At 64.5% G+C, this 21,010-nt stretch carries 16 protein-coding genes; 10 read left to right on the top strand and 6 right to left on the bottom strand.

Annotated elements, in window-relative coordinates:
* Nucleotide 1: 1 nt before the first annotated feature.
* From HWE01_RS16900 to HWE01_RS16890, 3 genes are all read left to right on the top strand, one after another.
* Nucleotides 2-727 carry a M48 family metallopeptidase gene (locus HWE01_RS16900; protein WP_241822378.1) on the top strand — a complete coding sequence of 242 codons (726 nt, stop codon included), beginning with the start codon at nucleotides 2-4 and terminating at the stop codon, nucleotides 725-727.
* Nucleotides 728-1,070: 343 nt separating this feature from the next.
* On the top strand, nucleotides 1,071-1,931 hold the full coding sequence (locus HWE01_RS16895; protein ID WP_241822377.1) for a transporter substrate-binding domain-containing protein: 861 nt from the start codon (nucleotides 1,071-1,073) through the stop codon (nucleotides 1,929-1,931).
* A 41-nt stretch (nucleotides 1,932-1,972) separates the two neighbouring features.
* The gene (locus HWE01_RS16890) at nucleotides 1,973-4,306 is read left to right on the top strand and encodes a putative bifunctional diguanylate cyclase/phosphodiesterase (RefSeq protein WP_241822376.1); all 2,334 of its coding nucleotides are present in this window, start codon (nucleotides 1,973-1,975) and stop codon (nucleotides 4,304-4,306) included.
* A gap of 145 nt (nucleotides 4,307-4,451) precedes the next feature.
* Here the strand turns inward: HWE01_RS16890 and HWE01_RS16885 are convergent, their stop codons facing one another.
* The gene (locus HWE01_RS16885; protein WP_175344541.1) at nucleotides 4,452-4,712 is read right to left on the bottom strand and encodes a helix-turn-helix domain-containing protein; all 261 of its coding nucleotides are present in this window, start codon (nucleotides 4,710-4,712) and stop codon (nucleotides 4,452-4,454) included.
* A 258-nt stretch (nucleotides 4,713-4,970) separates the two neighbouring features.
* Between HWE01_RS16885 and HWE01_RS16880 the strand changes: the two genes are divergently transcribed.
* Nucleotides 4,971-6,248 (top strand): DUF445 domain-containing protein, encoded by a 1,278-nt coding sequence (locus HWE01_RS16880; RefSeq protein WP_241822374.1) that lies wholly within the window; start codon nucleotides 4,971-4,973, stop codon nucleotides 6,246-6,248.
* Between the two features lie 10 nt (nucleotides 6,249-6,258).
* On the opposite strand, the gene HWE01_RS16875 is transcribed toward HWE01_RS16880, so the two are convergent.
* Entirely contained in the window at nucleotides 6,259-7,917 is a 1,659-nt protein-coding gene (locus tag HWE01_RS16875; protein ID WP_502798449.1) for an acyl-CoA synthetase, read from the bottom strand.
* A 306-nt stretch (nucleotides 7,918-8,223) separates the two neighbouring features.
* Between HWE01_RS16875 and HWE01_RS16870 the strand changes: the two genes are divergently transcribed.
* The 3 genes from HWE01_RS16870 to HWE01_RS16860 all read left to right on the top strand — a co-directional run bounded on the left by HWE01_RS16870 (nucleotide 8,224) and on the right by HWE01_RS16860 (nucleotide 12,399).
* A complete protein-coding gene (locus HWE01_RS16870) occupies nucleotides 8,224-10,965 on the top strand; it encodes a type VI secretion system Vgr family protein (protein ID WP_241822372.1) in 2,742 nt (913 codons plus the stop codon).
* 33 nt (nucleotides 10,966-10,998) lie between these two features.
* The gene (locus HWE01_RS16865) at nucleotides 10,999-12,063 is read left to right on the top strand and encodes a T6SS immunity protein Tli4 family protein (protein ID WP_241822371.1); all 1,065 of its coding nucleotides are present in this window, start codon (nucleotides 10,999-11,001) and stop codon (nucleotides 12,061-12,063) included.
* 69 nt (nucleotides 12,064-12,132) lie between these two features.
* Nucleotides 12,133-12,399, top strand: a complete 267-nt coding sequence (locus HWE01_RS16860) for a PAAR domain-containing protein (RefSeq protein ID WP_008333964.1) — start codon at nucleotides 12,133-12,135, stop codon at nucleotides 12,397-12,399.
* Nucleotides 12,400-12,468: 69 nt separating this feature from the next.
* Here the strand turns inward: HWE01_RS16860 and HWE01_RS16855 are convergent, their stop codons facing one another.
* The 3 genes from HWE01_RS16855 to HWE01_RS16845 form a co-directional block, all read right to left on the bottom strand.
* Complete coding sequence (locus HWE01_RS16855) at nucleotides 12,469-13,107, bottom strand: ABC transporter ATP-binding protein (RefSeq protein WP_241822370.1); 639 nt, start codon at nucleotides 13,105-13,107, stop codon at nucleotides 12,469-12,471.
* A gap of 42 nt (nucleotides 13,108-13,149) precedes the next feature.
* Nucleotides 13,150-13,401, bottom strand: a complete 252-nt coding sequence (locus HWE01_RS16850; RefSeq protein ID WP_008333969.1) for a hypothetical protein — start codon at nucleotides 13,399-13,401, stop codon at nucleotides 13,150-13,152.
* 252 nt (nucleotides 13,402-13,653) lie between these two features.
* Nucleotides 13,654-14,895, bottom strand: a complete 1,242-nt coding sequence (locus HWE01_RS16845) for an MFS transporter (RefSeq protein ID WP_008333972.1) — start codon at nucleotides 14,893-14,895, stop codon at nucleotides 13,654-13,656.
* Nucleotides 14,896-15,029: 134 nt separating this feature from the next.
* Here HWE01_RS16845 and HWE01_RS16840 point away from each other — a divergent pair, with 134 nt between their 5' ends.
* The gene (locus HWE01_RS16840; protein WP_008333978.1) at nucleotides 15,030-16,019 is read left to right on the top strand and encodes a LysR family transcriptional regulator; all 990 of its coding nucleotides are present in this window, start codon (nucleotides 15,030-15,032) and stop codon (nucleotides 16,017-16,019) included.
* A gap of 4 nt (nucleotides 16,020-16,023) precedes the next feature.
* On the opposite strand, the gene scpC is transcribed toward HWE01_RS16840, so the two are convergent.
* Nucleotides 16,024-17,514 (bottom strand): succinyl-CoA:acetate CoA-transferase ScpC, encoded by a 1,491-nt coding sequence (scpC, locus tag HWE01_RS16835; RefSeq protein ID WP_008333984.1) that lies wholly within the window; start codon nucleotides 17,512-17,514, stop codon nucleotides 16,024-16,026.
* 185 nt (nucleotides 17,515-17,699) lie between these two features.
* Between scpC and HWE01_RS16830 the strand changes: the two genes are divergently transcribed.
* Together HWE01_RS16830 and HWE01_RS16825 are read left to right on the top strand one after the other, a co-directional pair.
* The gene (locus tag HWE01_RS16830) at nucleotides 17,700-18,596 is read left to right on the top strand and encodes a LysR family transcriptional regulator (RefSeq protein ID WP_008333985.1); all 897 of its coding nucleotides are present in this window, start codon (nucleotides 17,700-17,702) and stop codon (nucleotides 18,594-18,596) included.
* Between the two features lie 352 nt (nucleotides 18,597-18,948).
* Entirely contained in the window at nucleotides 18,949-21,006 is a 2,058-nt protein-coding gene (locus HWE01_RS16825) for an FUSC family protein (protein WP_008333986.1), read from the top strand.
* The last annotated feature ends 4 nt before the right edge of the window (nucleotides 21,007-21,010 follow it).

Here is a 21,010-nt window from a genome sequence, read left to right as displayed (position 1 = left end):
GATGCTGCATGCCGTGATCTACGGAGATCAGCAGATACGCTTTTCTCTGAGGTATCTGCCGCGACCGACACGGCGCGTGTCGATCCATGTCAGCCCGGAGGGGGGAGTACAGGTGGATGCGCCTGAGGGGGCGGCACTCCCGGAGGTCAAGCAAGCCGTGCGCAAGCGCGCAGCCTGGATCTGGCAACAATTGGAAGCTGTGAAGCGGCGCAGACTTCACGTACTTCCCAGGGAGTATGTCAGTGGTGAGACGCACTTCTATCTCGGCCGGCGTCACATGCTGAAGGTCTTGCGTGCTGAAGGTCCTGAATCGGGTGTGCGTCTATGGCGCGGCCGATTGGAGATCATGGCCGCGAGGCCAGACGCTTTGGCTGTGCGCAAACTGCTGGAGGACTGGTACCGGCAGCGTGCTGCGGATGTATTTTCCAAGGTGCTCCTTGAGATGGCCCCACGCCTGGGACTGCGCCGAACATTGCCACCGGTGCGCCTGCTGTCCATGCGTACGCAGTGGGGCAGTTGCTCACCGACAGGCGAGATATTGCTCAATCCGTCTCTGGTGAAGGCACCCAGGCCATGTATCGAGTACGTTGTTGCTCACGAATTGAGTCACCTGCGTGAGCACAACCACAGCGATCGTTTCTACAAGCACCTGGCGCGAGCATTGCCGGATTGGGAGGCGCGCAAAGCGGAGCTCGATGAGCTGGCGGAGCTGTTGCTCAACAGGTAAGGCCCTAAATACCTGATGTCGTTCACCTGCATGACGCGCAACGAACAGCCGGTATGGCTCGTCCCTGATACTCCCGGATTCAATCCAAAGAACATCACCCCTGACAGTTCTCAACTTCAGTATTTCGCAATGTAAATAATCTCAATTCCTCATGGCGTCTGTCTTTGTACCCGACTACCTCGCCCATTGCCATCCCGCCACAAAATTCTCACCACCCCACACAAATCCTTGCGGTTCCCCGCTCGCTTGAATAACATCGACTGAACAATTCGAGCTCCCCACCGCCATGAGTAGAGACAAGTCGAGCGCCCGAAGCGTAGCTGCGGTCTTGCTCGTCCTGGCGATGAGTCTGCTCTGCGCCGCCTTTGCCCGCGCCCAATCACCCGCCGCCAATGCGCAAGTCATCGAGATCAAACTCGCCGATCTCAATGACGACAATCCCCTGATCAACTACCGCAAGGCCGTCCTCGAACTGGCCATGCGTGCCAGTGGCCGCCCCTTTTCCATCAAGGGCTGCCAGGTGGCCGATGTGGCGACCTCCGACCAACGCTATGTGGAACTGGTCCAGACCGGACAGTATTGCAATCTGCTGGCGACCTCGGCAGGCAGCGGGATGACGCGCTCGCTGCAAGCCATCCCCTTCCCCATCTACCTCGGTGGCGGCGGCTACCGTGTGCTGCTGGCCAACCGCCACAGCCTGGAGCGTGCCCGCAGCATCCGTAGCCTCGATGACCTGCGCGCCTTCACCATCGGCTCCGGTATCGGCTGGGTCGATACCAGCATCATGCAGTCCAACCAGCTCAAGGTGGTCCAGAGCAACTACCTGAACCTGTTCGAGATGCTCAAGGCCGGCCGTTTCGATTTCTACAACCGCTCCATCTTCGAGGCCGCCAGTGAACTGGAAACCTACGATCCCGCCCACCAGCTGGCCATCGTGCCCGACCTGGTGCTGTACTACCCGGCCGACCTGTTCTTCTACACCACGCCCGGCCGCGACGATATCCGCGACGCCCTGCTTGATGGCCTGCGCAAGATCCATCGCAACGGCGCCCTGCTGGACCTCATCCAGAAACACCGCTCCACGCGCAACGCGCGCCTGGCCATGCTGGGGACACATCCGCGCGTAATCGAACTGAAGAACGATCGCCTCACCCCCATCGAACACCAGGCGATCCAGACCTACAAGATGGACTGGTTCAAATAGTCCATCAAGCCATCTTCCAACCCTGACCCGTACGGCCCGCCATGCTCAAGAAGACAACCAGCCTCGGCCTCTATATCGCCTGCGCGCTGCTGGTGGCCTTGAGCCTGCCGGTGGTGATCGCCCTGACCGTACTCAACGGCACGCGCGAGCAGCAGATCCGTCAGGAAATGACCGACCTGGTCGACGAAAAAAGCCAGACCCTGGCGCACAGCCTGCTGCTGCCGGTATGGAACCTCGATCAGTCCGGCATGATGGCCCTGCTGCAAGGAAGCATGCTCGATACCCAGGTGGTCTCGGTGGAAGTGCGCGACCCCGAGGACAGAATCCTCGTACGCAAGCAAGAACCGCTGCGCAGCATGGGCAATCTGCTCACGCGCACACTGCCCCTGACCATGCAGCAGCCGGAACGCCTGATCACGCTCGGTAGCGTGCAGGTGGTGGTGTCCGATGCTCAGCTGCAGCACAAGCTCGCCGCCGACAAGCGCTTCCAGACACTGGTGCTGCTGGCGCAGGCCGTAGCCGCCCTGCTCATCATCGGACTGCTGGTCTATCGTCGCATTCTCGCGCCCATCCGCAAGCTCACCATCGCCGCAGGACACATCGAGCGCGGGCACTTTGATACCCGCATCGCACTCCCGCAAAAGGATGAGATCGGCCTCCTGGCACACCGCATGGATGCCATGCAGATCAGCCTGAAGACCCTCTTCGACGAACAGGCGGCGATTCTCGGCAATATCCCGGCTGGCGTTCTGTTCGTGCGTGATGGACGGATTGCCTTCGCCAATGAGGCTGCACAGTCCATGCTGGCGCTTAACGGCGCCGCGCTCACCACCTTGTCCAGTGCACAGATCTTCGAGGATGCGCAGTACCAGAGCGTCTACGTCAACCAGACCCTGGTGCGTCCGCGCGGCGCGGCCGGCGAGATCGTTCTGCTCAAGCGCGCCGATGGCCGCAGCTTCCCCGCTGAACTGCATACCTCGCTCATCGATGGTAGCCGCCAGAGTGATCAGATCTGGGTCATCATCGATGTCTCCGAACGACTGGAAGCAGAAAGCCGCATTGACCGCCTGGCCTTCTATGACCCCGTGACCGAATTGCCCAACAAGAAGCTGTTCCTGGATCGCCTGCGGCGTGGCCTGGGGCGGCAGCAGTCACACGGCTTGCCGCTGGTGGTGTTCTACATGGAAGTGCATCGCGCCGACCTGTCGCACGGCCTGCTCAAGACCGATGATGCGGACCGGCTCTTCAAGGAATGTGCGAGACGGCTGGGGACCTGTGTCGCCGCCGACCAGACCCTGGCACGGCTCGATGGCGAGCGCTTTGCACTGGGCTGCGATCTGGCCGTCAGCGAACTGGCTGAAGGCATCCACTTCTGCGAAGCGCTGGCCAACCGCCTCATGGCCGCACTGGCCGAACCGCGCGGGTCCACAGTGAGCTTCCCCTACTCCCTCAACATCGGCATCAACATCCTGCGCGGCGACGTGCAATCGGCCGAGGAAGCCGTGATGCAGGCCAAGCTGGCCATGGTGCAGTCGCTGGCTGCGGGCCGCAATGTCTTCCGCTTCTTCGATCCGGCCATGCAGGCCCTGGCCAGCCAGCGCAGCGCGCTGGAAGTGGAACTGCGCACGGCGGTGGCGCAGCACCAGTTCGTGGTCCATTACCAGCCGCAGGTCACCTTCGATGGTCACGTCGTGGGAGCCGAGGCGCTGGTGCGCTGGCAGCATCCGACCAAGGGGATGGTGTCCCCGGCGTTGTTCATTCCGGTGGCCGAGCAGCTGGGATTGATGGAGGAGATCGGCCACCAGGTGTTGGAAGCCATCTGCCAGGACCTCGAAACCTGGCACCGCGAAGACCTGGGGCAGGAGCTGGTGGTGGCGGTCAATGTCTCGGCGCAGGAATTCAAGGTCGATCATTTCGTGGCACGTTTCCACGAAACTATCCGCCAGCACCGCATCAGCGCCAGGGCAGTGAAGGTGGAGCTCACCGAAAGCATGATGGTCGAGCGCATCGATGAGGTCATCGAAAAAATGAATGACCTCAAATCACATGAGGTCGCCATCTCGCTCGATGATTTCGGGACCGGCTATTCCTCGCTGTCCTATCTCGGCCGCTTTCCCATCGATCAGATCAAGATCGACCAGAGCTTCGTGCGACGGATGCAGGACGATGCGGCTACCGCCAGCATCATCCGCAGCATCATCATGCTGGGCCAGAGCCTGGGGCTGTCCATCATCGCCGAGGGTGTGGAGACCATGGAGCAACGCGACATGCTGCATGCGCAGGGCTGCACGCTGTATCAAGGCTATTGGTACGGTCGCCCCATGTCGGGTGAGCAGTTCGCGACGCTGCTGGAAGGCAGACGGATTGCTTCCTGAGCATTGCCCTGGCGAACAGGAAGACCTGCAGCAAAACCTGCAAAACGCCAAACAAAAACACGTACCAGAAAGTTAAAAAAAGGCGTAACGCGATGAGGTGCACCTGGCGCGCCCGCCCGGCGCATTCAAGTCGAGATGTCGATGCTCAGCGCGAATCCTCACTGGGCAGCGAAAGAAGACTGGTCCGCATGAGGTCAGGCAGTTCCATCTCCAGCGCGAAGGCCAGGGCCTCCATGTTGTCGACGGAAATATTCCTTTCCCCTCGCTCGACTTCGCTCAGGTAGGTGCGACTGATGTCAGCGCGGAAGGCCAGCTCTTCTTGTGACATCTCTTTCAGCCGGCGTACCCTGCGGACGTTTTGTCCGAAGATGACGCGGGCGCTCGGTGGAGTCTCTGAATTTTTCATGAGCGCAAGGATCGGTGCGGCTAGGGGTGACGGTCGATTAGCTACAATTACAAAGGCACAAACTATCGGTGACAATCACTTATACGCCTGAATGTCGTGATGAATAATCGAAATTTATCGAGATTCCTGCCGAACTTTCAGTAGGCATTTTTCGAAAAACTACTAGTGATCTTTCGAAATTCTTCAGAACTTTGTACTTTGTTTTGACTCCCCGTCTCATGCCGCGAGCATCCCGCCGGGCATTTCTCACGCCATGCCATGGATAAACAACAAACCTTGCGCCATACCAAGCGTCTCGCCCTGGCTTGCCTGCTGGGATCGGCGCTGCTGTTCGTGCTCGCCTCGCTGGTGCCACCCTCTGTCTGGAGCGCTCTGCTGCGCGCCATGGCCGAGGCTGCCATGGTCGGGGCGCTGGCCGACTGGTTTGCGGTGAGTGCCCTGTTTCGTCGCATTCCCTTGCCGTTCCTGGCGCGCCACACGGCCATCATCCCGCGCAACAAGGACCGCATCGCCGACAGCCTGGCGGTCTTTGTAGAAGAAAAATTCCTCAGTCCCCAGTCGCTGCTTGGGCTGGTACGCCGCCATGATCCGGCACAGTGGCTCTCTGCGTGGATGGCCGCGCCCGAGAATGCCGCGCGCCTGGGGAGCTACATGGCGCAGGCCGTGGGCGGCGTGCTCACGCTCACCGATGACCGCCGCATCCAGGGCTTCGTGCGCGAGGCCCTGCAGACTGCGCTGGGCAAGCTGGACCTGTCGCATTCACTGGCCAGCATTCTCGATACGCTCACGCTGGAGGGGCGCCATCAGCAATTGCTGGACCGCGCCATCGTGGCGCTGGCCGAGCTGCTCAACCGCGAACAGACACGGGCCTTCATCGCCGAGCGCATGGTGGAATGGTTGCAGCGGGAATATCCCAAGATCGAGAAACTGCTGCCCTCGAACTGGATCGGCGAAAAGTCCGCCGATACCCTCGCCGACATCCTCGACAAGCTGCTCACCGGCATCGCCAATGATCCGCAGCATTCGCTGCGACAGGCCTTCGACCACCAGCTGGCCGGCTTCGTGGCGCGGCTCAAGGACGATCCGGCCCTGCGCGCACGTGCCGAAGAGATCAAGCACGAGATCGTCCAGGGCGAGGCCGTGAACGCCTATGTGGCGAGCCTGTGGGACAGCCTGCGCCAGTGGCTGCGGCAGGACCTGGCGCGTTCCGATTCGGCCCTGCATGCCCGGGCCAGCGCCGCCACCCGCTGGATCGGCCTTGCCTTGCAGGATGATGCCCCGCTGCGCGCCTCGCTCAATACGCATCTGGAACAGGCCATCGCCAGTCTCGGTCCGGAGATGGCCCAACTGCTCACGCGCCATATCAGCGACACCATCAAGCAATGGGATACGGCCGAGCTGTCACGCCAGATCGAACTCAACATCGGCCGCGACCTGCAGGCCATCCGCATCAACGGCACCCTGGTCGGCGGATTGATCGGGGCCCTGCTGTTCGGCTTGTCGTGGCTGATGCAATGGCTGGTGCACGGGGTCTGAGCCCATCGCCTCAGGGGGCCCGCTCTGCGCTTTCCTTGAGCGCCTTGCGCATGATCTTGCCGGTGGCCGTAGTGGGCAGCGCATCGACGAAGGCGATTTCGCGCGGATATTCATGCGCTGCCAGTTGCGAACGCACATGCTCCTGCAGGGCCTTCACCAGGGCGGCTTCTGGAGCATGTCCCTCCTTGAGGACGACAAAAGCCTTCACCACCTCCGTGCGCAGGGCATCCTTGACGCCCACCACCGCCGCAATGCGCACCGCCGGGTGACGCATGAGGCACTCCTCGATGGGCGCCGGGCCGATGCGGTAGCCGGCACTGGTGATGACATCATCGTTGCGGCCCAGGTAGCGGATGTAGCCGTGCGGGTCCATGTTGCCCAGGTCCCCCGTGAGCAGGAAATCGCCTGCGAATTTTTCGCGCGTGGCCTCTTCATTGCGCCAGTAGCGCAGGAACATCACCGGATCCGGCGCGCGAATGGCGATGTTGCCCACTTCGCCGCGCGGCAGGACATGGCCCTCCTCATCCACGATCTGCACGTCATGTCCCGGCACCGCCCGCCCCATGCTGCCGGAGGCACCGGGATAGAGCTGCGCGCAGGACGATACCACCAGATTGCATTCGGTCTGACCGTAGAACTCATTGATGGTCAGGCCCAGTGCTGTCCGACCCCAGGCGATCAGATCGTCGCCCAGCGTCTCGCCGCCACTGGCCACGCTGCGCAGCGCGAAGTCCCATTGCGCGCGCGGATCGGGCGTGCTGCGCAGCATCTTCAGTGCGGTCGGCGGGAAGAACACGTTGCGTACCGCGTGCCGCGCCAGCAAGCCGAATACGGTCGCAGCGTCGAATTTCTCCAGCCGCCGCGCCACCACCGCCACGCCGTGATACAGAGAGGGCAACAGCACATCGAGCAGGCCGCCGATCCAGGCCCAGTCGGCGGGTGTCCAGAAACGGTCGCCCGGCTGCGGGAAACTGTCGTGCGAGACTTCCACGCCCGGCAGGTGCCCCAGCAGCACCCGATGCGCATGCAGCGCACCCTTGGCCTTGCCGGTAGTGCCGGAGGTATAGATGATCATGGCCGGATCATCGGCCAGCGTGATGACCGGCTCGAACACGGTCGGGGCAGCGCGCAGACGGTCCCAGAAGTCGGTGGTCTGCGGCAGCACGATATCGGACTGCTCTACGCAGAACACTACCTTCAGCGCCGGCAGTTCGCCTGCGAGATGGACCTTGTCCATGCCGGAGGCATCGGTAACGAGGGCAGAAGCTTCGCTGTTGTCGAGCCGATAGGCGATGGCTTCCGGCCCGAACAGGTAGAACAGCGGCACCGTCACCGCACCCAGCTTGTAGGCGGCGATGTGGGTGATGACGGTTTCGATGCGCTGGGAGAGATAAATGCCGATGCGGTCGCCGCGTTTGATACCGGCCTCGCTCAGCACGTTGGCGAACTGGTCGCTCAGCCGCTTGAGCTGGTCGAAGCTCCAGGTCGTGACCGTGCCATCGGCGTCCTCGGCGATGATGGCCGGCCGGTCGCTACCATCGGCCCAGCGGTCGCAGGCGGCCAGGCCGATGTTGAAGTACTCGGGGATCTGCCAGTCATAGGCAGCGGGGGCGTCGGCACGATAGTGGGCCGAGGTGATGGCGGGGCGTGGCGCGAGGTCTGGTGGCACGTCTTGTCTCCTATGGGGTTCGATGGGCCCTGCCTGCATGGGGCCGGGCTCCGCATGTGCCGGTCGGGCCGGCACGTCGCCTATCATAGCGCCCCCGCCGAGGATCGGCATGGCACAACAAAACGACATCCGCGCAATGTCCTTCGTCGAACTCTGACGAGTTTGCCGCGCAACCTCTGCCGCTTCTCCCCATGGTGCATCGGGCTCCTCTAGCATGATCCCTCCTCTCGCCATCTCCCGTTCAGCCCGCGCATCGTCCGTGCTCCCGGATGCCGCCCGGACGGATTCTCCAGCAAGGATCTCCGCATGCCTTACCGCACGCTCTCCGAGGCTTTCATCACCTGGACGCAACAGGCCCGCGCCATCCGGCTGCGCTTGCCGCAGTCACACCAGTTCTTGCAGCAGGCGCTGCTGGTACGACAGGTGACAGGCCGCGAATCGGTCTGCGGTACCAGCGAGCATGAGTTGCTGTGCCTGTCGCCGCATGAAGACCTGCCGCTCAAGGACTTCATGGCGCTACCGGCAGAGATCCGGCTGGTCACCGACCAGGGGCGACTGCGCACGGTGTGCGGTTTCATCGCCGAAGCTGATGCGGACCAGATCGATCACGAACTCAGCGGTTACCGCCTGGTGCTGCGCGATGCCTTGAGCCTGCTCGGGCAACGGATCAACACCCGAGTGTTCCTGCACGCCAGCGAGACGGACGTGACCCAGGTGCTCATCAACGAATGGCGCCAGCGCAGCTCGCTCCTGGCCAGCAGTTTCGAGGTCGACTGGTCGCTGCTGGCGGAGCAGTATCCGGCGCGTGAATTCATCATGCAGCACAACGAATCCGACGCCGACTTCCTGCGGCGCCTGTGGAAGCGGCGAGGCATCGGCTGGTTCATCCGTCCGGGCGAGCCGTCCCCGCCCGGCCAGATCGGTAGTCCTCGGCATGTGCTGGTGCTGTTCAACGATCCCCTGCAGCTGCCGCGCAACGCGGCCGGCACCGTCCCTTACCGGCAGGATCACGCGCCCGGTGCGCAGGACGGCATCGTGCGCTGGCGCGCCATGCGTCGCCAGCGCGCGGGCAGTGTCAGCCGCCAGACCTGGGACCATGCCCGGAATGGGCCTCTAAACAGGGAAGTGAACATCTCTGCCGAGCAGGGGGAACTGGGTGACCGTCTCGCCCTGCTGCTGGACGACTATCTCGTCGAGGCACCGCACATCGCCGATGATGGTGAAGATTTTGACCAGATTTCGACGACGCGCATGCAGCGGCTGGCGCAGGAGACCAAGACCTTCCAGGCTGATTCCACCGTGCGGGCCTTGCGGGTGGGCGAATGGATCAGCGTGGAGGATCACCCCGAACTGGACGCACATCAGCCCCACGAGCGCGAATTCGTCATCACCCGGCTGGCCTTCCATGCCGAGAACAATCTTCCGGCTTCGCTGGACCAGCGCCTGCAGCAAGCCACGCAGCATGAGCAAAGCGCGCTGACGGAGCTGGCGTACTTGCGCCAGCTTTGCCGCGAGCAGGGCCGGCGTTATCTGAATCGCTTCAGCTGCGTACGCCGTGGCATACCGTTGGTGCCGCCCTTTGACCCGCGGGTGGATCTGCCCCGGCCCTGTCTGCTGAGTGCCCATGTCGTCGGTCCGGCGGGCGAAGAGCTGTACTGCGATGCGCTGGGTCGCATCAAGCTGCGCTTTCCCGGCACCCGCATGCAGGATCACCAGCATGCCCGTGGTGCCGGCGCCAGCGACAGCGAACGCGATTCCGCCTGGGTGCGCGTGGCCAGTCACTGGGCCGGGCGGCAATGGGGCGCGATCCATCTGCCGCGCGTGGGCGATGAGGTGCTGGTCGACTTCCTCGGCGGCGATCCTGACAAGCCCATCGTCATTGGCCGCCTCTTCAACGGCCAGTCGCTGCCACCGGCCTTCAGCCGTGTGGGCAGCCTGCCGGGCAATCGCTTCCTGGCCGGCATCAGGAGCAAGGAGATCCAGGGCCAGCGCTACAACCAGCTGCGCCTGGACGACACCCGGCACCAGATCAGCGCCCAGCTTGCTTCGCAACATGGGCAAAGCGAACTGAATCTCGGCTGGCTCACCCATCCCCGTAGCGAGGGCTACGGCGAGGCCCGTGGCGAAGGTGCCGAGCTGCGCACGGACCAGGCCCTGGCACTGCGGGGTGGACAGGGTGTGCTCATCAGTGCGGCCGCGCGCGATCAGGCCGCTGGTACGCAACTGGATCGCGCCGAGATGCTGGGACTGCTGCATGTACTGCAGGAGGTGCAGCAGCAACTGGCAGCGCTGGCCGAGACCCATCATGCCGACGGCACCCGCCTGCAAAGCCTGAGCAGCCTGCGCGAGCGCCTCGATGCCTGGGAGGCTGGCAGCAATACGCAGCCAGAGGGCGGCGCTGGCGGCCAGCCTGTCGTAGCCGTGACTGCGCCGGCGGGCGTGGCCGTCACCAGCGAGGAAGGGGTGGCCATTGGCGCGCAGAAGGAGGTCGATCTCATCAGCGTGGGCAACACCCAGCTCTCCGTGGGCAGGAAGTTGCTGGCGCGCGTGGCCGAGGGCATCAGCCTGTTTGTGCAGCGGCTGGGTATTCGGCTGGTGGCCGCCAGCGGCCCGATGCAATTGCAGACCCATGGCGGGGACATCGAAGCGACATCAGCGCGCCGCATCGTCCTGACGGCTGCCGATGAAATCGTCCTGCAAGCCCCCAAGCTGCGCCTGTTGGCGGCAGGGGCGCAGATCGATCTGGGCGGCGGCGTCATCACCCAGCAGAGCCGTGGCGAGCACACCATCCGTTCGGCCGATTTCCATCACCTCAGCGGTGCCGACAGTGCGCCGCCTGGCGTGGAGCTATCGGCCAGCGCGCTACGTACCGACGAGCGCTTCATCCTGGCCCGGCGTGGCAGTGGCCGGCCCCACGTGCGGCAGCGCTATCGCATCGAGCTGGAGGATGGCAGCGTCATTGAAGGTGTCACCGACGAACAGGGCCGTACCGCGCTGAGCAAGGACATGGCCAGTCACCCTTTATTCCATCGTCAACATCGTCTGTGAATCGGAATGGCTGCGAAACGAATTCAAAAAATCATGAATTTCAAAAGCCCGTTCTTCATCAATGGCATCTCGCTGGTCATGTGTACCGTCGCGATGTCCGGAGACCTCTCAATCTATCCCGGATCTTCAACCATGAGCAAATCGCCCAGCCCGATGACGACATTTTGTGCAGGTCGCTTTCTGATCGATGCACCGAAAGGCTCTACTTTGAGTGGAGGAAACTACCTGTATGACTTCACGCGGATCGAGCGACCGCAGGCCATGGAGGCTGATGATTTTTTGGCCCGTCTTGCCGATCGCGAGCGGCTTCTCCAAAGTGAAAAACATGAGAGTGAACCCAGTCTTCTGAGATTGGTAGAAATGCCTGACACCCATTCCAGAATACACGTCTACTGGGAAAGTTCTTTCGTCACCACGGTCGTCGAAATAGATGGGTATCACTGGGCGAATGGTATTCAATTTCATTTCAGGACCGATGCAGGCATGAGTCCTCCTCCCCCAGGAATGAGCAGTCGCCAAGACTATGCCGTTTCTCAAATGAAAAAATTGCTCGCCAACCTGAGAACCCGTCAAGACGACGACATTCCCACGGACCCCGGCTACTGCTTCGAAGGCGGCTTCATCGCCAACCCTGATTGGGAAAACGAAGAAGCCGGCATCGATATCGACATCGCTGGCCACCCCGATGCCTTTGTCTCTGTCTGGTTCTACCCGCTGGCCATGAGCGAGCACGACCGACCGCTGCTGGATCGCATGAGCAGCGGCTTGCAGACACTCGGCCATCTCGCCACCGCGGTACGCACGCTGCGCAAAGGCGAGCGTCAGGTCGGCCCCTACCAGGGACAGGAATTCCTGGTCACCACGCCCAACAGCGGCGGCGGACGCAGTCACAGTTTCATCTGGGAGACTGAGGGCCAGGGCTCGCTCGATACGCCTGCCATCAAGATCGAACTGACGACCGGCCATCACGACAAGAACAGCAATGCGCAACCGACCAGGATGACCGATGGACAAGCCCTGCAGTTATGGGATGAGGTGCTCAACAGCTTCCGCCTGCGCCCGACCCGGGGGCCGCAAGCCTCAAGCCCGTCGCCATGAGGCGCACAAGCCCTCGCCCTCTCCGACCCTTCCCCCTCCACCTCCACCTCCACCTCGAAAGGAATCCGCATGCCCAACATCATCCGTCTCGGCGACGCCACCTCCCATGGCGGCAAGGTCACGCAAGTCAGCGCCAGCCATTTCAAGGTCGGCGGATTGCCCGTGGCGCGGGTGGGCGACGTCTGCAGCTGCCCGCAGAAAGGACACGACAACTGCACCATCACCGAAGGACATCCCCATCACAAGATCGATGGCCTCGCCGTCGCCTACGAAGGCCACATGACCAGCTGCGGTGCCACGCTCATTGCCAGTACCGGCAACTTCAGTGCGCAATAGGGTGGCCCCGGAAGGCCGTCATGCTGCAGCGTCGCGCGATGGGAGGGCATCAGTTGCCCTGGCGGATTGTCAATCCCCCAGATCGATGGTCCCCGCCAGGCGCACTGCCTCGGGCGTCTCATACATGGCCACCACCCAAGCCTGATCGGCATCTGCGGCATGCGCGTTGAGCGTAGCCGCAACGAACTGGATGGAAGCGCGATCCAGGCTGGCATAGGGATCGTCCAGCAGCGTGAGCGTGGCGTGGGCGGCGAAGGCCGCTGCCAGGTAGACCTTGCGCTTGCTGCCGGTGGAGAGCATGAAGAGCTTCTTCTCCAGATGCGGCGTCAAGGACAAGCCTTCGGTCAGCGCCGGCAACTGCGCGTGATCGAAATGCGGATAGCGTTCGGCCAATGCGGCAAACACTTCCGGCGGCGTCATCTGGTCATAAGCCTCGGTGCGCGGATCGATGAAGAACACCTGGCGGCGATAATTCTCAGGCTCGCTGTCCAGCCGCAGGCCGTTCAACTCCAGCACCCCGTCGCGCGCGGGCATCAAGCCGGCCAGCAGGTTGAGCAGCGTGGTCTTGCCGCGGCCATCGCCCCCGCGCACCAGGGTCACGCCGGGCGCAATGCGGGCCGAAAAATCCTGGAACAGATCCAGTCCGGGATAGGAAAAATTCAGGCGCGATACCAGCAGCAGCGCAGCACGGTCGGAAGCTTGGGTCATCGGTGGTGATCGTGGCGATGGGAAAGGGGAAGTCGATTGTGCTCAGGACCGCTGGCGCCGCGCCGCCTGGCGCTTGGCTTGCTCGGCAGCCTGCTTTTCCTTCCTGGCATCGGCCAGCATCGCCAGCGCCAACGCCAGCGGCGGATACAGCAGGATCAGGCCGCTCCAGTCGTGGTCCGACAGAAACATCAGCGCGGCAATACACAGGTCGACCGCCATCAGGACCATCAATGGCCACCCCACGGGCGCACCCAGGAAGGTCTTGTGTCGCTTGTTCTTGAAATACAGTGCCATGCCATTCACCCTGCTTTGTCGTTCGCTGCATGGCTGCCTGGCCGCGCCGCAGGGGCGCATTGACGGGCGGGCAACATGCTGGCGATGGGTTGTCTCCTGCCCGGGATTATAGAAGATGTCGACCGCCAGGAGGACGCCCGGGGCACATCTTCCCATCCGGCAAAAATGGCCCAGCCTGTGGGAAAACAAAAAAAACGGTCCCGGCAACTGCCGGGACCGTCGTCCTTGGTCTTGCTACCGCAAGAAGGCAAATCAACGCGCCCTGGCCGCCCCCGGCCACATGCGCACCACCAGCGCCAGCACGGCAGCCAGCACGGCCAGCGCCACCACCGCGATCCAGCCCCACTGCGCCAGGGCCAGGCTGCCCAGGGCGGCACCGGCGGCCATGCCGATGAACATGCCCACGAACAGCACCGCATTCAAACGGCTGCGGGCGCCCGGTTCGATGCTGTAGACGATGGTCTGATGCGCCACCAGCGTGGCCTGCACGCCCAGGTCAAAGCCGATGGCGGCCAGTGCCAGCAAGACCAGCTGACCCTGCGTCGAGAACCACGGCGACAAGGCCATCGAGGCAAAGGACAGCGCCGCCAGGCTCACGCCCAGACGAGTCACCAGCTCCGGCCCCTTCTTGTCGGAGATGCGGCCCGCAAGAGGCGCCGCCAGCGCACCGGCAGCACCGGCCAGGCCGAAGGCACCGGCAGCGGCGCTACCCAGATGGAAGGGCGCGCCATGCAGCATCACCGCCAGGGTCGACCAGAAGGCCGAGAAACCGACCGACAGCAAGCCCTGGGCCAGCGCGGCACGACGCAGCGCGCCATGCTTCTTCACCAGGGTGCCGAGCGACCCCAGCAGCGCGCCATACGACAGGTGCGTAGTCGGATGGAAACGCGGCAGACCGCGCCAGGCGGCCAGACCGATGAGGGCGATACTGGCCGAGGCGCCGACGAACATGGCGCGCCAGCCGAAGTGTTCGGCCACGAAACCGCTCACCACCCGCGACAACAGGATGCCCAGCAGCAAACCGGTCATGACGGTGCCAACGATGCGACCGCGATGCTGTTCCGGCGCCAGGGTGGCGGCGGCCGGGACGATGTCCTGGGCCAGCGTGGCCGTCAGGCCGATGGCCAGGCTGGCCGCCAGCAGTGCCCCGATGCCCGAGGCCGCACCAGCCAGCAGCAGGGCGACCGTCAGGATGGCCGCCTTGATGAGGATGATGCGACGGCGGTCATAGCGATCGCCCAGCGGCGCCAGCAGCAGGATGCCCAGCGCGTAGCCCAGCTGGGTCGACATCGGCACCATGCCCACGGCGCGCTCGGAGGCGCCGATGTCATCGGCCAGCACGCCCAGCATGGGCTGCGAATAGTAGAGCGAGGCCACGGCCAGGCCGGCACCGGTGGCCAGCAGCCCGATCAGTCCGACCGACGGACCGTGGGCATGGGGATGGGGAGAAGCCGCAGCGGCGGCGCCTGTATGCGTCTTGGGAATGCTGTTCATGATGGAACCTCGATAAGATGGGTCTGGCGGCCGGCCCGGGAAATCCCCCTCCTGCCAGCGTTGGAACGGATTGTCCGCCTCCCGGCTCGCATCTGGTAGTAGCGCCCACGGCAGAATTGTTATACGTTAGCCGTATGACCAAGCCTCTCTCCCCTGCCCCGAGCTTTTCCGCCACCGGCCTGACGGACCGGATCGAACTGATCCAGACCTTTGTACGCATCGTCGAGGCCGGCAGCCTGTCGGCGGCGGCGGCCCAGCTCGCGACCACGCAACCCACCGTCAGCCGCCGTCTGCAGGCGCTGGAACGCTCGCTTGGGGTGCGCCTGCTGCAGCGCTCCACGCATGCCATGAAGATGACCGAGGACGGCGAACGCTGCTACGAGCGTGCCAAGGAACTGCTGGCCGGCTGGGATGAGTTCGAAAGCGAATTGCGCGGGGCCCGCCAGCATGCCGAAGGCACGCTGCGGGTGGTGGTGCCGCACGCCTTCGGTCAGAAGCAGCTGATCGCGCCCTTGTTGCAGTTCATGCAGCGCCATCCGCGCATCACGGTGGAGTGGTTGCTGCATGACCGGGCGGCCGATTTCATCAGCCAGGGCATCGATTGCGCCATCCAGGTCGGGGAGGTCAACGATCCCTCGGTGGTCGCCATCCACCTGGCCGAGGTCCCCCGCATGACGGTGGTAGCACCCTCCGTGCTGCAGGGGCGCGCCCTGCCCCGCCAGCCGGAAGACCTGGCCGGCTTCCCGTGGATCGCCATTCCCGCCTTCTACCGCCGCGAGATCACGCTGACCCACGCCACCAGCGGCGAGCAGCGTCAGGTGGGGTTTCGCCCGCAGCTGGTCACCGACAGCCTGTATGCGCTGCGCAACATCGTCATCGAAGGCATGGGTGTGGCCGTGGGTTCATCCTGGGTGCTGGCCGAAGACGTGGCCGCCGGCCGCCTGGTGCAACTGCTGCCCGAATGGGAGCCGGCGCCGCTGCCGGTGTCGCTGATGTACCCGTATGCACGTTTCTACCCGGCGCGGCTGCGCCACTTCATCGACACCATGAAGGAAGCCATGCCTGCCGTCGTGCACCAGGCCGTGGGACGGGGGGCGCCGGGCGTGGACCCGGGCGGGATATGAAGCTTCAGTCCAGTCGCATGGTCTTGTGGCTGGCGTAGTGCTGATGCCATGTGAAGGCTTCTGCCAAAAGATGGGGCGTATGTCCCCCGGCGCGGCAGGCGCGTTCGAAGTAATCGCGCAACTGCGGCCGGTAGTCCGGATGGCAGCACTGCTCGATCACCTTCACGGCGCGCTCGCGCGGCGCCAGGCCGCGCAGGTCGGCCAGGCCCCATTCGGTGACCAGCACATCGACGTCGTGTTCCGTGTGATCCACATGCGAGACCATGGGCACCACGCTGGAGATCGCCCCGTCCTTGGCCACCGACTTGGAGACGAAGATCGAGAGTTGCCCGTTGCGTGCGAAGTCGCCCGAGCCGCCGATGCCATTCATCATGTGCGTGCCGCCTACGTGGGTGGAATTGACGTTGCCGTAAATGTCGAATTCCAGCGCGGTATTGAGCCCGATGATGCCCAGCCTGCGCACCAGTTCCGGATGATTGCTGATTTCCTGCGGGCGCAATACCAGCTTGTCGCGATAGCGATCGAGATTGGCCAGGAAGTGCGCATACTTGGCCTGCGACAGGGTGATCGAGGAGGCCGAGGCAAAGGCCAGCTGGCCCGAGTCGAGCAGGTCGATGGCGCTGTCCTGCAGCACCTCCGAATACATCACCAGATCGCGGAAGGGGGACTCCACCAGCCCGTGCAGCACCGCATTGGCAATCGTGCCGATGCCGGCCTGCAGCGGCGCCAGCGTGTGCGGCAGGCGTCCGGCTTCCACTTCGCATTCGAGGAAGTGGATCACATGGCGCGCGATGGCGCGGGTCTCGTCGTCCGGCGGCAGCACCGAGGAAGGACTGTCGGGGGTCTCGGTGAGCACGATGGCCACCACCTTCTCGGGATCGAAGGGAATGGTCGGATGGCCGATGCGGTCACCTGCGGCCGTCAGCGGAATCGGCTTGCGCTCGGGGCGCGCGGCGGGCAGGTAGATGTCGTGCAGCCCTTCCAGCGCCAGCGGCATGCTGGTATTGAGCTCGATGACGATATGGCGCGCCTGCTCCACGAAGCTGGCCGAATTGCCCACCGACATGGTCGGCACAATGCCTTCTTCGGTAATGGCGGCGGCCTCGATGACGGCGATGTCGATGCGCGAGGGCGTGCCGCTGCGCAATTGCTCGGCGGTCTCCGAGAGGTGCTGGTCGATGAACATGACCTCGCCTGCATTGATCTTCCTGCGCAGCGTCGGGTCCACCTGGAACGGCAGACGCCGCGCCAGCAGGCCCGCTTCGGCCATCAGTCCGTCGCTGCCATTGCCCAGCGAGGCACCGGTGATGACGGTGAAATGCAGTTCCTCCTGCGCCGCCCGGTCAGCCAGCGCGCGCGGCATGGCCTTGGCGTCACCGGCGCGGGTAAAGCCGCTCAGGCCGATGGTCATGCCGTTGTGGAAGAAGGTGGCCGCCTGGGCGGCAGACATGAGCTTGCCGACCAGGGCGGGCTGGCCAATGCGCTGACTATCCATGAGAGTGTGCTCCTGCTCGGGTTCTTTAAGGGGGGGACAGGGGCATCCTTGACGGACTTCCTGCATCTTGTTTGCTTCAAGTATAGGAGCCCGCAGGTATGCACTGTATGATTAAAATTCCGCCGTTCCAGTCGGAAAATGAATACTCCCCGCTCCCCCAAAATTGACTGCCGAAAGCTGCTGCCATGGATATTCGCGCCCTGCGCTACTTCACCGAGACGGTTCGCCAGGCCAGCTTCAGTCGTGCCGCCGACGCCCTGCACGTGACCCAGTCCACCGTCAGCAAGATGGTGCGGCAGCTGGAGGATGAGGTCGATGCCCCGCTGCTGGTACGCGACGGCCGCCGCCTGCAGCTCACCGATACCGGGCGCGTGGTCTACGAACAGGGCCAGCAGATCCTGGCGTCCATGCAGCGGCTGGACGCCGAGGTACGCGATACCAAGGCACTGCGCTGCGGCCGTCTGGAGATCGGTATCCCGCCCATGATCAACATCCTCTGCACCCCGGTATTGAAGGCTTTCCGCGAACGCCATCCCGAGATTGCCATCGTCCTCAAGGAAGACACCGGCCCGCAGATCGAGGAGCGCGTGGCCCATGGCGAACTGGAGATCGGCATGACCGTACTGCCCGCCGATCCCGAACTGGAGCTCCAGACCCTGCCGGTGGCGCGTTACCCCATGTGGGCGGTGGCGCAGACCGGGCGCTTCCAGAAGCATCGCACCACCCTGCGCTGCGCCCAGCTCGATGGCATGCCGCTGGTGCTGCTCAACAACGAATTCGGCCTCACCCGCAGCCTGCGCGGCATGTTCGGCCAACTGGGCATCGAGCCCGAGATCGTGGCCCAGAGCGCCCAGTGGGACTGGCTGGTCGCCATGGCCCTGGCCGGCATGGGCGCAGCGCTCTTGCCCGAGCCCTTCATCCACCGCCTGGCCACCAACCAGTTGCAGGCAGTCCGACTGGTGGAGCCGGAAGTGCAGTGGCAGGTGGCCTACGTCACGCGCGGCGCTTATCTCTCCTACGCGGCACGCGCCTGGATGGCCTTGAGCGAGGAATTGTTTGCCGGTGGACGCGTGCGCAAGTGAGCCCCCCGCGGGCAGCGCAGTGCAGAGGGACGCACAGCGCGGGCATTCCATTTTGGAATGGAATCGGCGAATTTAAGTCATGCCGTGCATGGTTCGGTTTCCTATACTGGACTTGCCGAACCCTGCCGCCCCTCCTCACCCGTGAAGGCGGAACCGGAATGACGTCGTCACGCCAGTGAGTGCGCAGGGGTCGGCACTCTCCCTGCAGTGCCTGCCCTGCTCCCTCTGCCCGCTCGCCCGCTCCGTCATGCCGCCGCTTCCGTCGTCGCGTTTTTCCGCACGGTTTTTGCCGTACCGCTTTCTCCTGCTGCACTATTGCCGCCGCTGCCGCACCCGCGTGGAGCGCTGGCAGATGCAGTTCCCGCTGCGCCATGCCAACCTGTCCGAGGGCCTGCGTGCGGCCTGTGGCGCGGCGGCCATGCTGCTGCTGGGCGAGTGGCTGGGCAATCCGTTGTTCTCGTGGGCGGCCATCGGCGCCTTCCTCACCAGCCTGGCCGACAGCGCCGGTTCCAACCGGGCGCGCCTGGCCTCGATGGGCGGTTTCGCGCTGGTCTCGACGCTGGGTGGCATGATCGCCGCCAGCGCCGCCGGCTGGAGCGTGGAAGCGGGTTTGCTGACCATCATGGCCTGCGCCGGCGTGGCCGGCTTCTCGCGCATCTATGGTGCCGCTGCGGGCCTGGTCCTGATGCTGGCTGCGGGCGTCTCGGCCATCATGGCCGACGCCCCGGTGCTGCTGTGGCCGCTGGCGCAGAGCCACGTGCTGATTTATCTTGCGGGCTGTCTGTGGGCGCTGCTGCTGGGCCTGACGGTATGGCGCATCCATCCCTTCGCTCCCGCGCGCCAGGCCGTGGCACGCGCCTATGGCACGCTGGCCGAGCTGGCCGCCCTGGCCGCAGCCACGGATCTGGAAGACACCGCCTACGCCGTGCATGCGGCCGAACTGGCGGCCCACACCCGCCGCCATGCGCGCTTCGATCTGGCCGCCGCCCAGCGTACGCTGGATGCGGTGGCCGTCGAGCGCACCGAGTCACGCCGCCTCTACGAAAATCTGCTGGTACGCCTGGCCCGTGCCGACGCACTGCTCGATGGCATCACCGTCCTGGCCGATCTGCAACTGACGCATTACCAACCCCTGCACGCGCGGCGGCGCAGTGCCCGCGTGCTGGGCGCCATCGCCAGCCAGCTGCAGGCCATGCAGCGCGAGATGCAGCGTGGCCAGGCCATTGCCGCCGATGAAGACGCGCGCATCATGCTGCGCCTGCGCCAGCTGGTGGCGCGCCTGCCCAGTGGCACGGGACGGCTGCTGCTGCAGCTCGATACACCGCTGGCGCCGGGTGCCGACGATCCTGCGCGCCTCAAAGAGGCCGCCCGCGCCGGACGTGAGCGGCGCTACGGTGTGGCTGCCCTGCTGCACCGCCTGCGCGCACTGGGCCGCAAGGCGGCGCTGCACGTGCGTGCCGGTTCGGCCGAATGGCATCATGCCTGGCGTTGCGCTGCGGCCGCCGGACTCACCTACCTGATCGTGCATCTGCTGGCATTGCCCTTCGGTTACTGGGCCACCATGGCCACCATGCTGGTCATGCAGCCCAGCATTGCCGAGAGCTGGTCGCGCAGCATGGAGCGCGCCATCGGCAGCGTGGTCGGCGGCGCGCTGGCCGTGGCCGTCTGCCTGGTGGTGCATTCGCCTCTGGGGCTGGCGTTGCTGGTGTTTCCGCTCACGGTGCTGACCATGGCGCTGCGTCCGGTCAGCTATGGCCTCTATGCCACCTTCCTCACGCCCGTGTTCGTGCTGGTGGCCGATGTCGGCGGCGATCCTGCGCATGAGCTGACCAATGCCGCCTTGCGGGCCGGCAACAACGTCATCGGGGCGCTGGTGGCGCTGGCGGCCAGTTATCTGTTCTGGCCGCGTCGCCAGCAGGAAGATCCGCAAGGCCAACTGCGCCAGATGGCCAGCCTCAACCTGAGCTATCTCATCGCCGCCCTGGCGGTGCGCGACCACGTCGCCGACAAGGCCGGCCTGGCCCCCCTGCATGCGCACCGGCGCGCGGCCTGTGTGGCCAATGTGGAGGCCGGGCTGCTGTTGCAGCGCCTGGCGCGCGAACGCGGCTGGCCGCCACGCGACCAGGGACGCGGCCGCATGGCGGTGGCCCTGTCGCGTCGGCTGGCCGCTGCCGCCAGCCACCTGTGGGCGCATCCGCAACCGGTCGAGTCCGCCGTGCCGGACTGGTTGCTTGCCGTGCAGCAAGCCCTGCAAGACCAGGACTTCTCTACCCTGCAGGCCCTGACGCGGCAGCGCCCGGCCCCGCTGCAACTGGCCCAGGCGGCTGCGGTGGAGACCGCCTGCCTGCTGGTCTCGGCGCTGACTGCGGGAGCGGCGGCAGAGGCCGCAGAGACAACGCAAGGAAATTAACGGA

The organism is Herbaspirillum sp. C7C8, from assembly GCF_022627875.1.
In the GTDB taxonomy this organism is placed as follows: domain Bacteria; phylum Pseudomonadota; class Gammaproteobacteria; order Burkholderiales; family Burkholderiaceae_D; genus Herbaspirillum.
Note: the sequence above shows the minus strand (reverse complement) of the source record. Positions and strands in the feature narration are given on the sequence as shown.

Bases quoted from the DNA above. Each gene is read 5' to 3' on its own strand.
- HWE01_RS16900 (WP_241822378.1), top strand. From the start codon at position 2: ATGCTGCATGCCGTGATCTACGGAGATCAGCAGATACGCTTTTCTCTG.
- HWE01_RS16895 (WP_241822377.1), top strand. From the start codon at position 1,071: ATGAGTCTGCTCTGCGCCGCCTTTGCCCGCGCCCAATCACCCGCCGCC.
- HWE01_RS16890 (WP_241822376.1), top strand. From the start codon at position 1,973: ATGCTCAAGAAGACAACCAGCCTCGGCCTCTATATCGCCTGCGCGCTG.
- HWE01_RS16885 (WP_175344541.1), bottom strand. From the start codon at position 4,712: ATGAAAAATTCAGAGACTCCACCGAGCGCCCGCGTCATCTTCGGACAA.
- HWE01_RS16880 (WP_241822374.1), top strand. From the start codon at position 4,971: ATGGATAAACAACAAACCTTGCGCCATACCAAGCGTCTCGCCCTGGCT.
- HWE01_RS16870 (WP_241822372.1), top strand. From the start codon at position 8,224: ATGCCTTACCGCACGCTCTCCGAGGCTTTCATCACCTGGACGCAACAG.
- HWE01_RS16865 (WP_241822371.1), top strand. From the start codon at position 10,999: ATGAATTTCAAAAGCCCGTTCTTCATCAATGGCATCTCGCTGGTCATG.
- HWE01_RS16860 (WP_008333964.1), top strand. From the start codon at position 12,133: ATGCCCAACATCATCCGTCTCGGCGACGCCACCTCCCATGGCGGCAAG.
- HWE01_RS16855 (WP_241822370.1), bottom strand. From the start codon at position 13,107: ATGACCCAAGCTTCCGACCGTGCTGCGCTGCTGCTGGTATCGCGCCTG.
- HWE01_RS16850 (WP_008333969.1), bottom strand. From the start codon at position 13,401: ATGGCACTGTATTTCAAGAACAAGCGACACAAGACCTTCCTGGGTGCG.
- HWE01_RS16845 (WP_008333972.1), bottom strand. From the start codon at position 14,895: ATGAACAGCATTCCCAAGACGCATACAGGCGCCGCCGCTGCGGCTTCT.
- HWE01_RS16840 (WP_008333978.1), top strand. From the start codon at position 15,030: ATGACCAAGCCTCTCTCCCCTGCCCCGAGCTTTTCCGCCACCGGCCTG.
- scpC (WP_008333984.1), bottom strand. From the start codon at position 17,514: ATGGATAGTCAGCGCATTGGCCAGCCCGCCCTGGTCGGCAAGCTCATG.
- HWE01_RS16830 (WP_008333985.1), top strand. From the start codon at position 17,700: ATGGATATTCGCGCCCTGCGCTACTTCACCGAGACGGTTCGCCAGGCC.
- HWE01_RS16825 (WP_008333986.1), top strand. From the start codon at position 18,949: ATGCAGTTCCCGCTGCGCCATGCCAACCTGTCCGAGGGCCTGCGTGCG.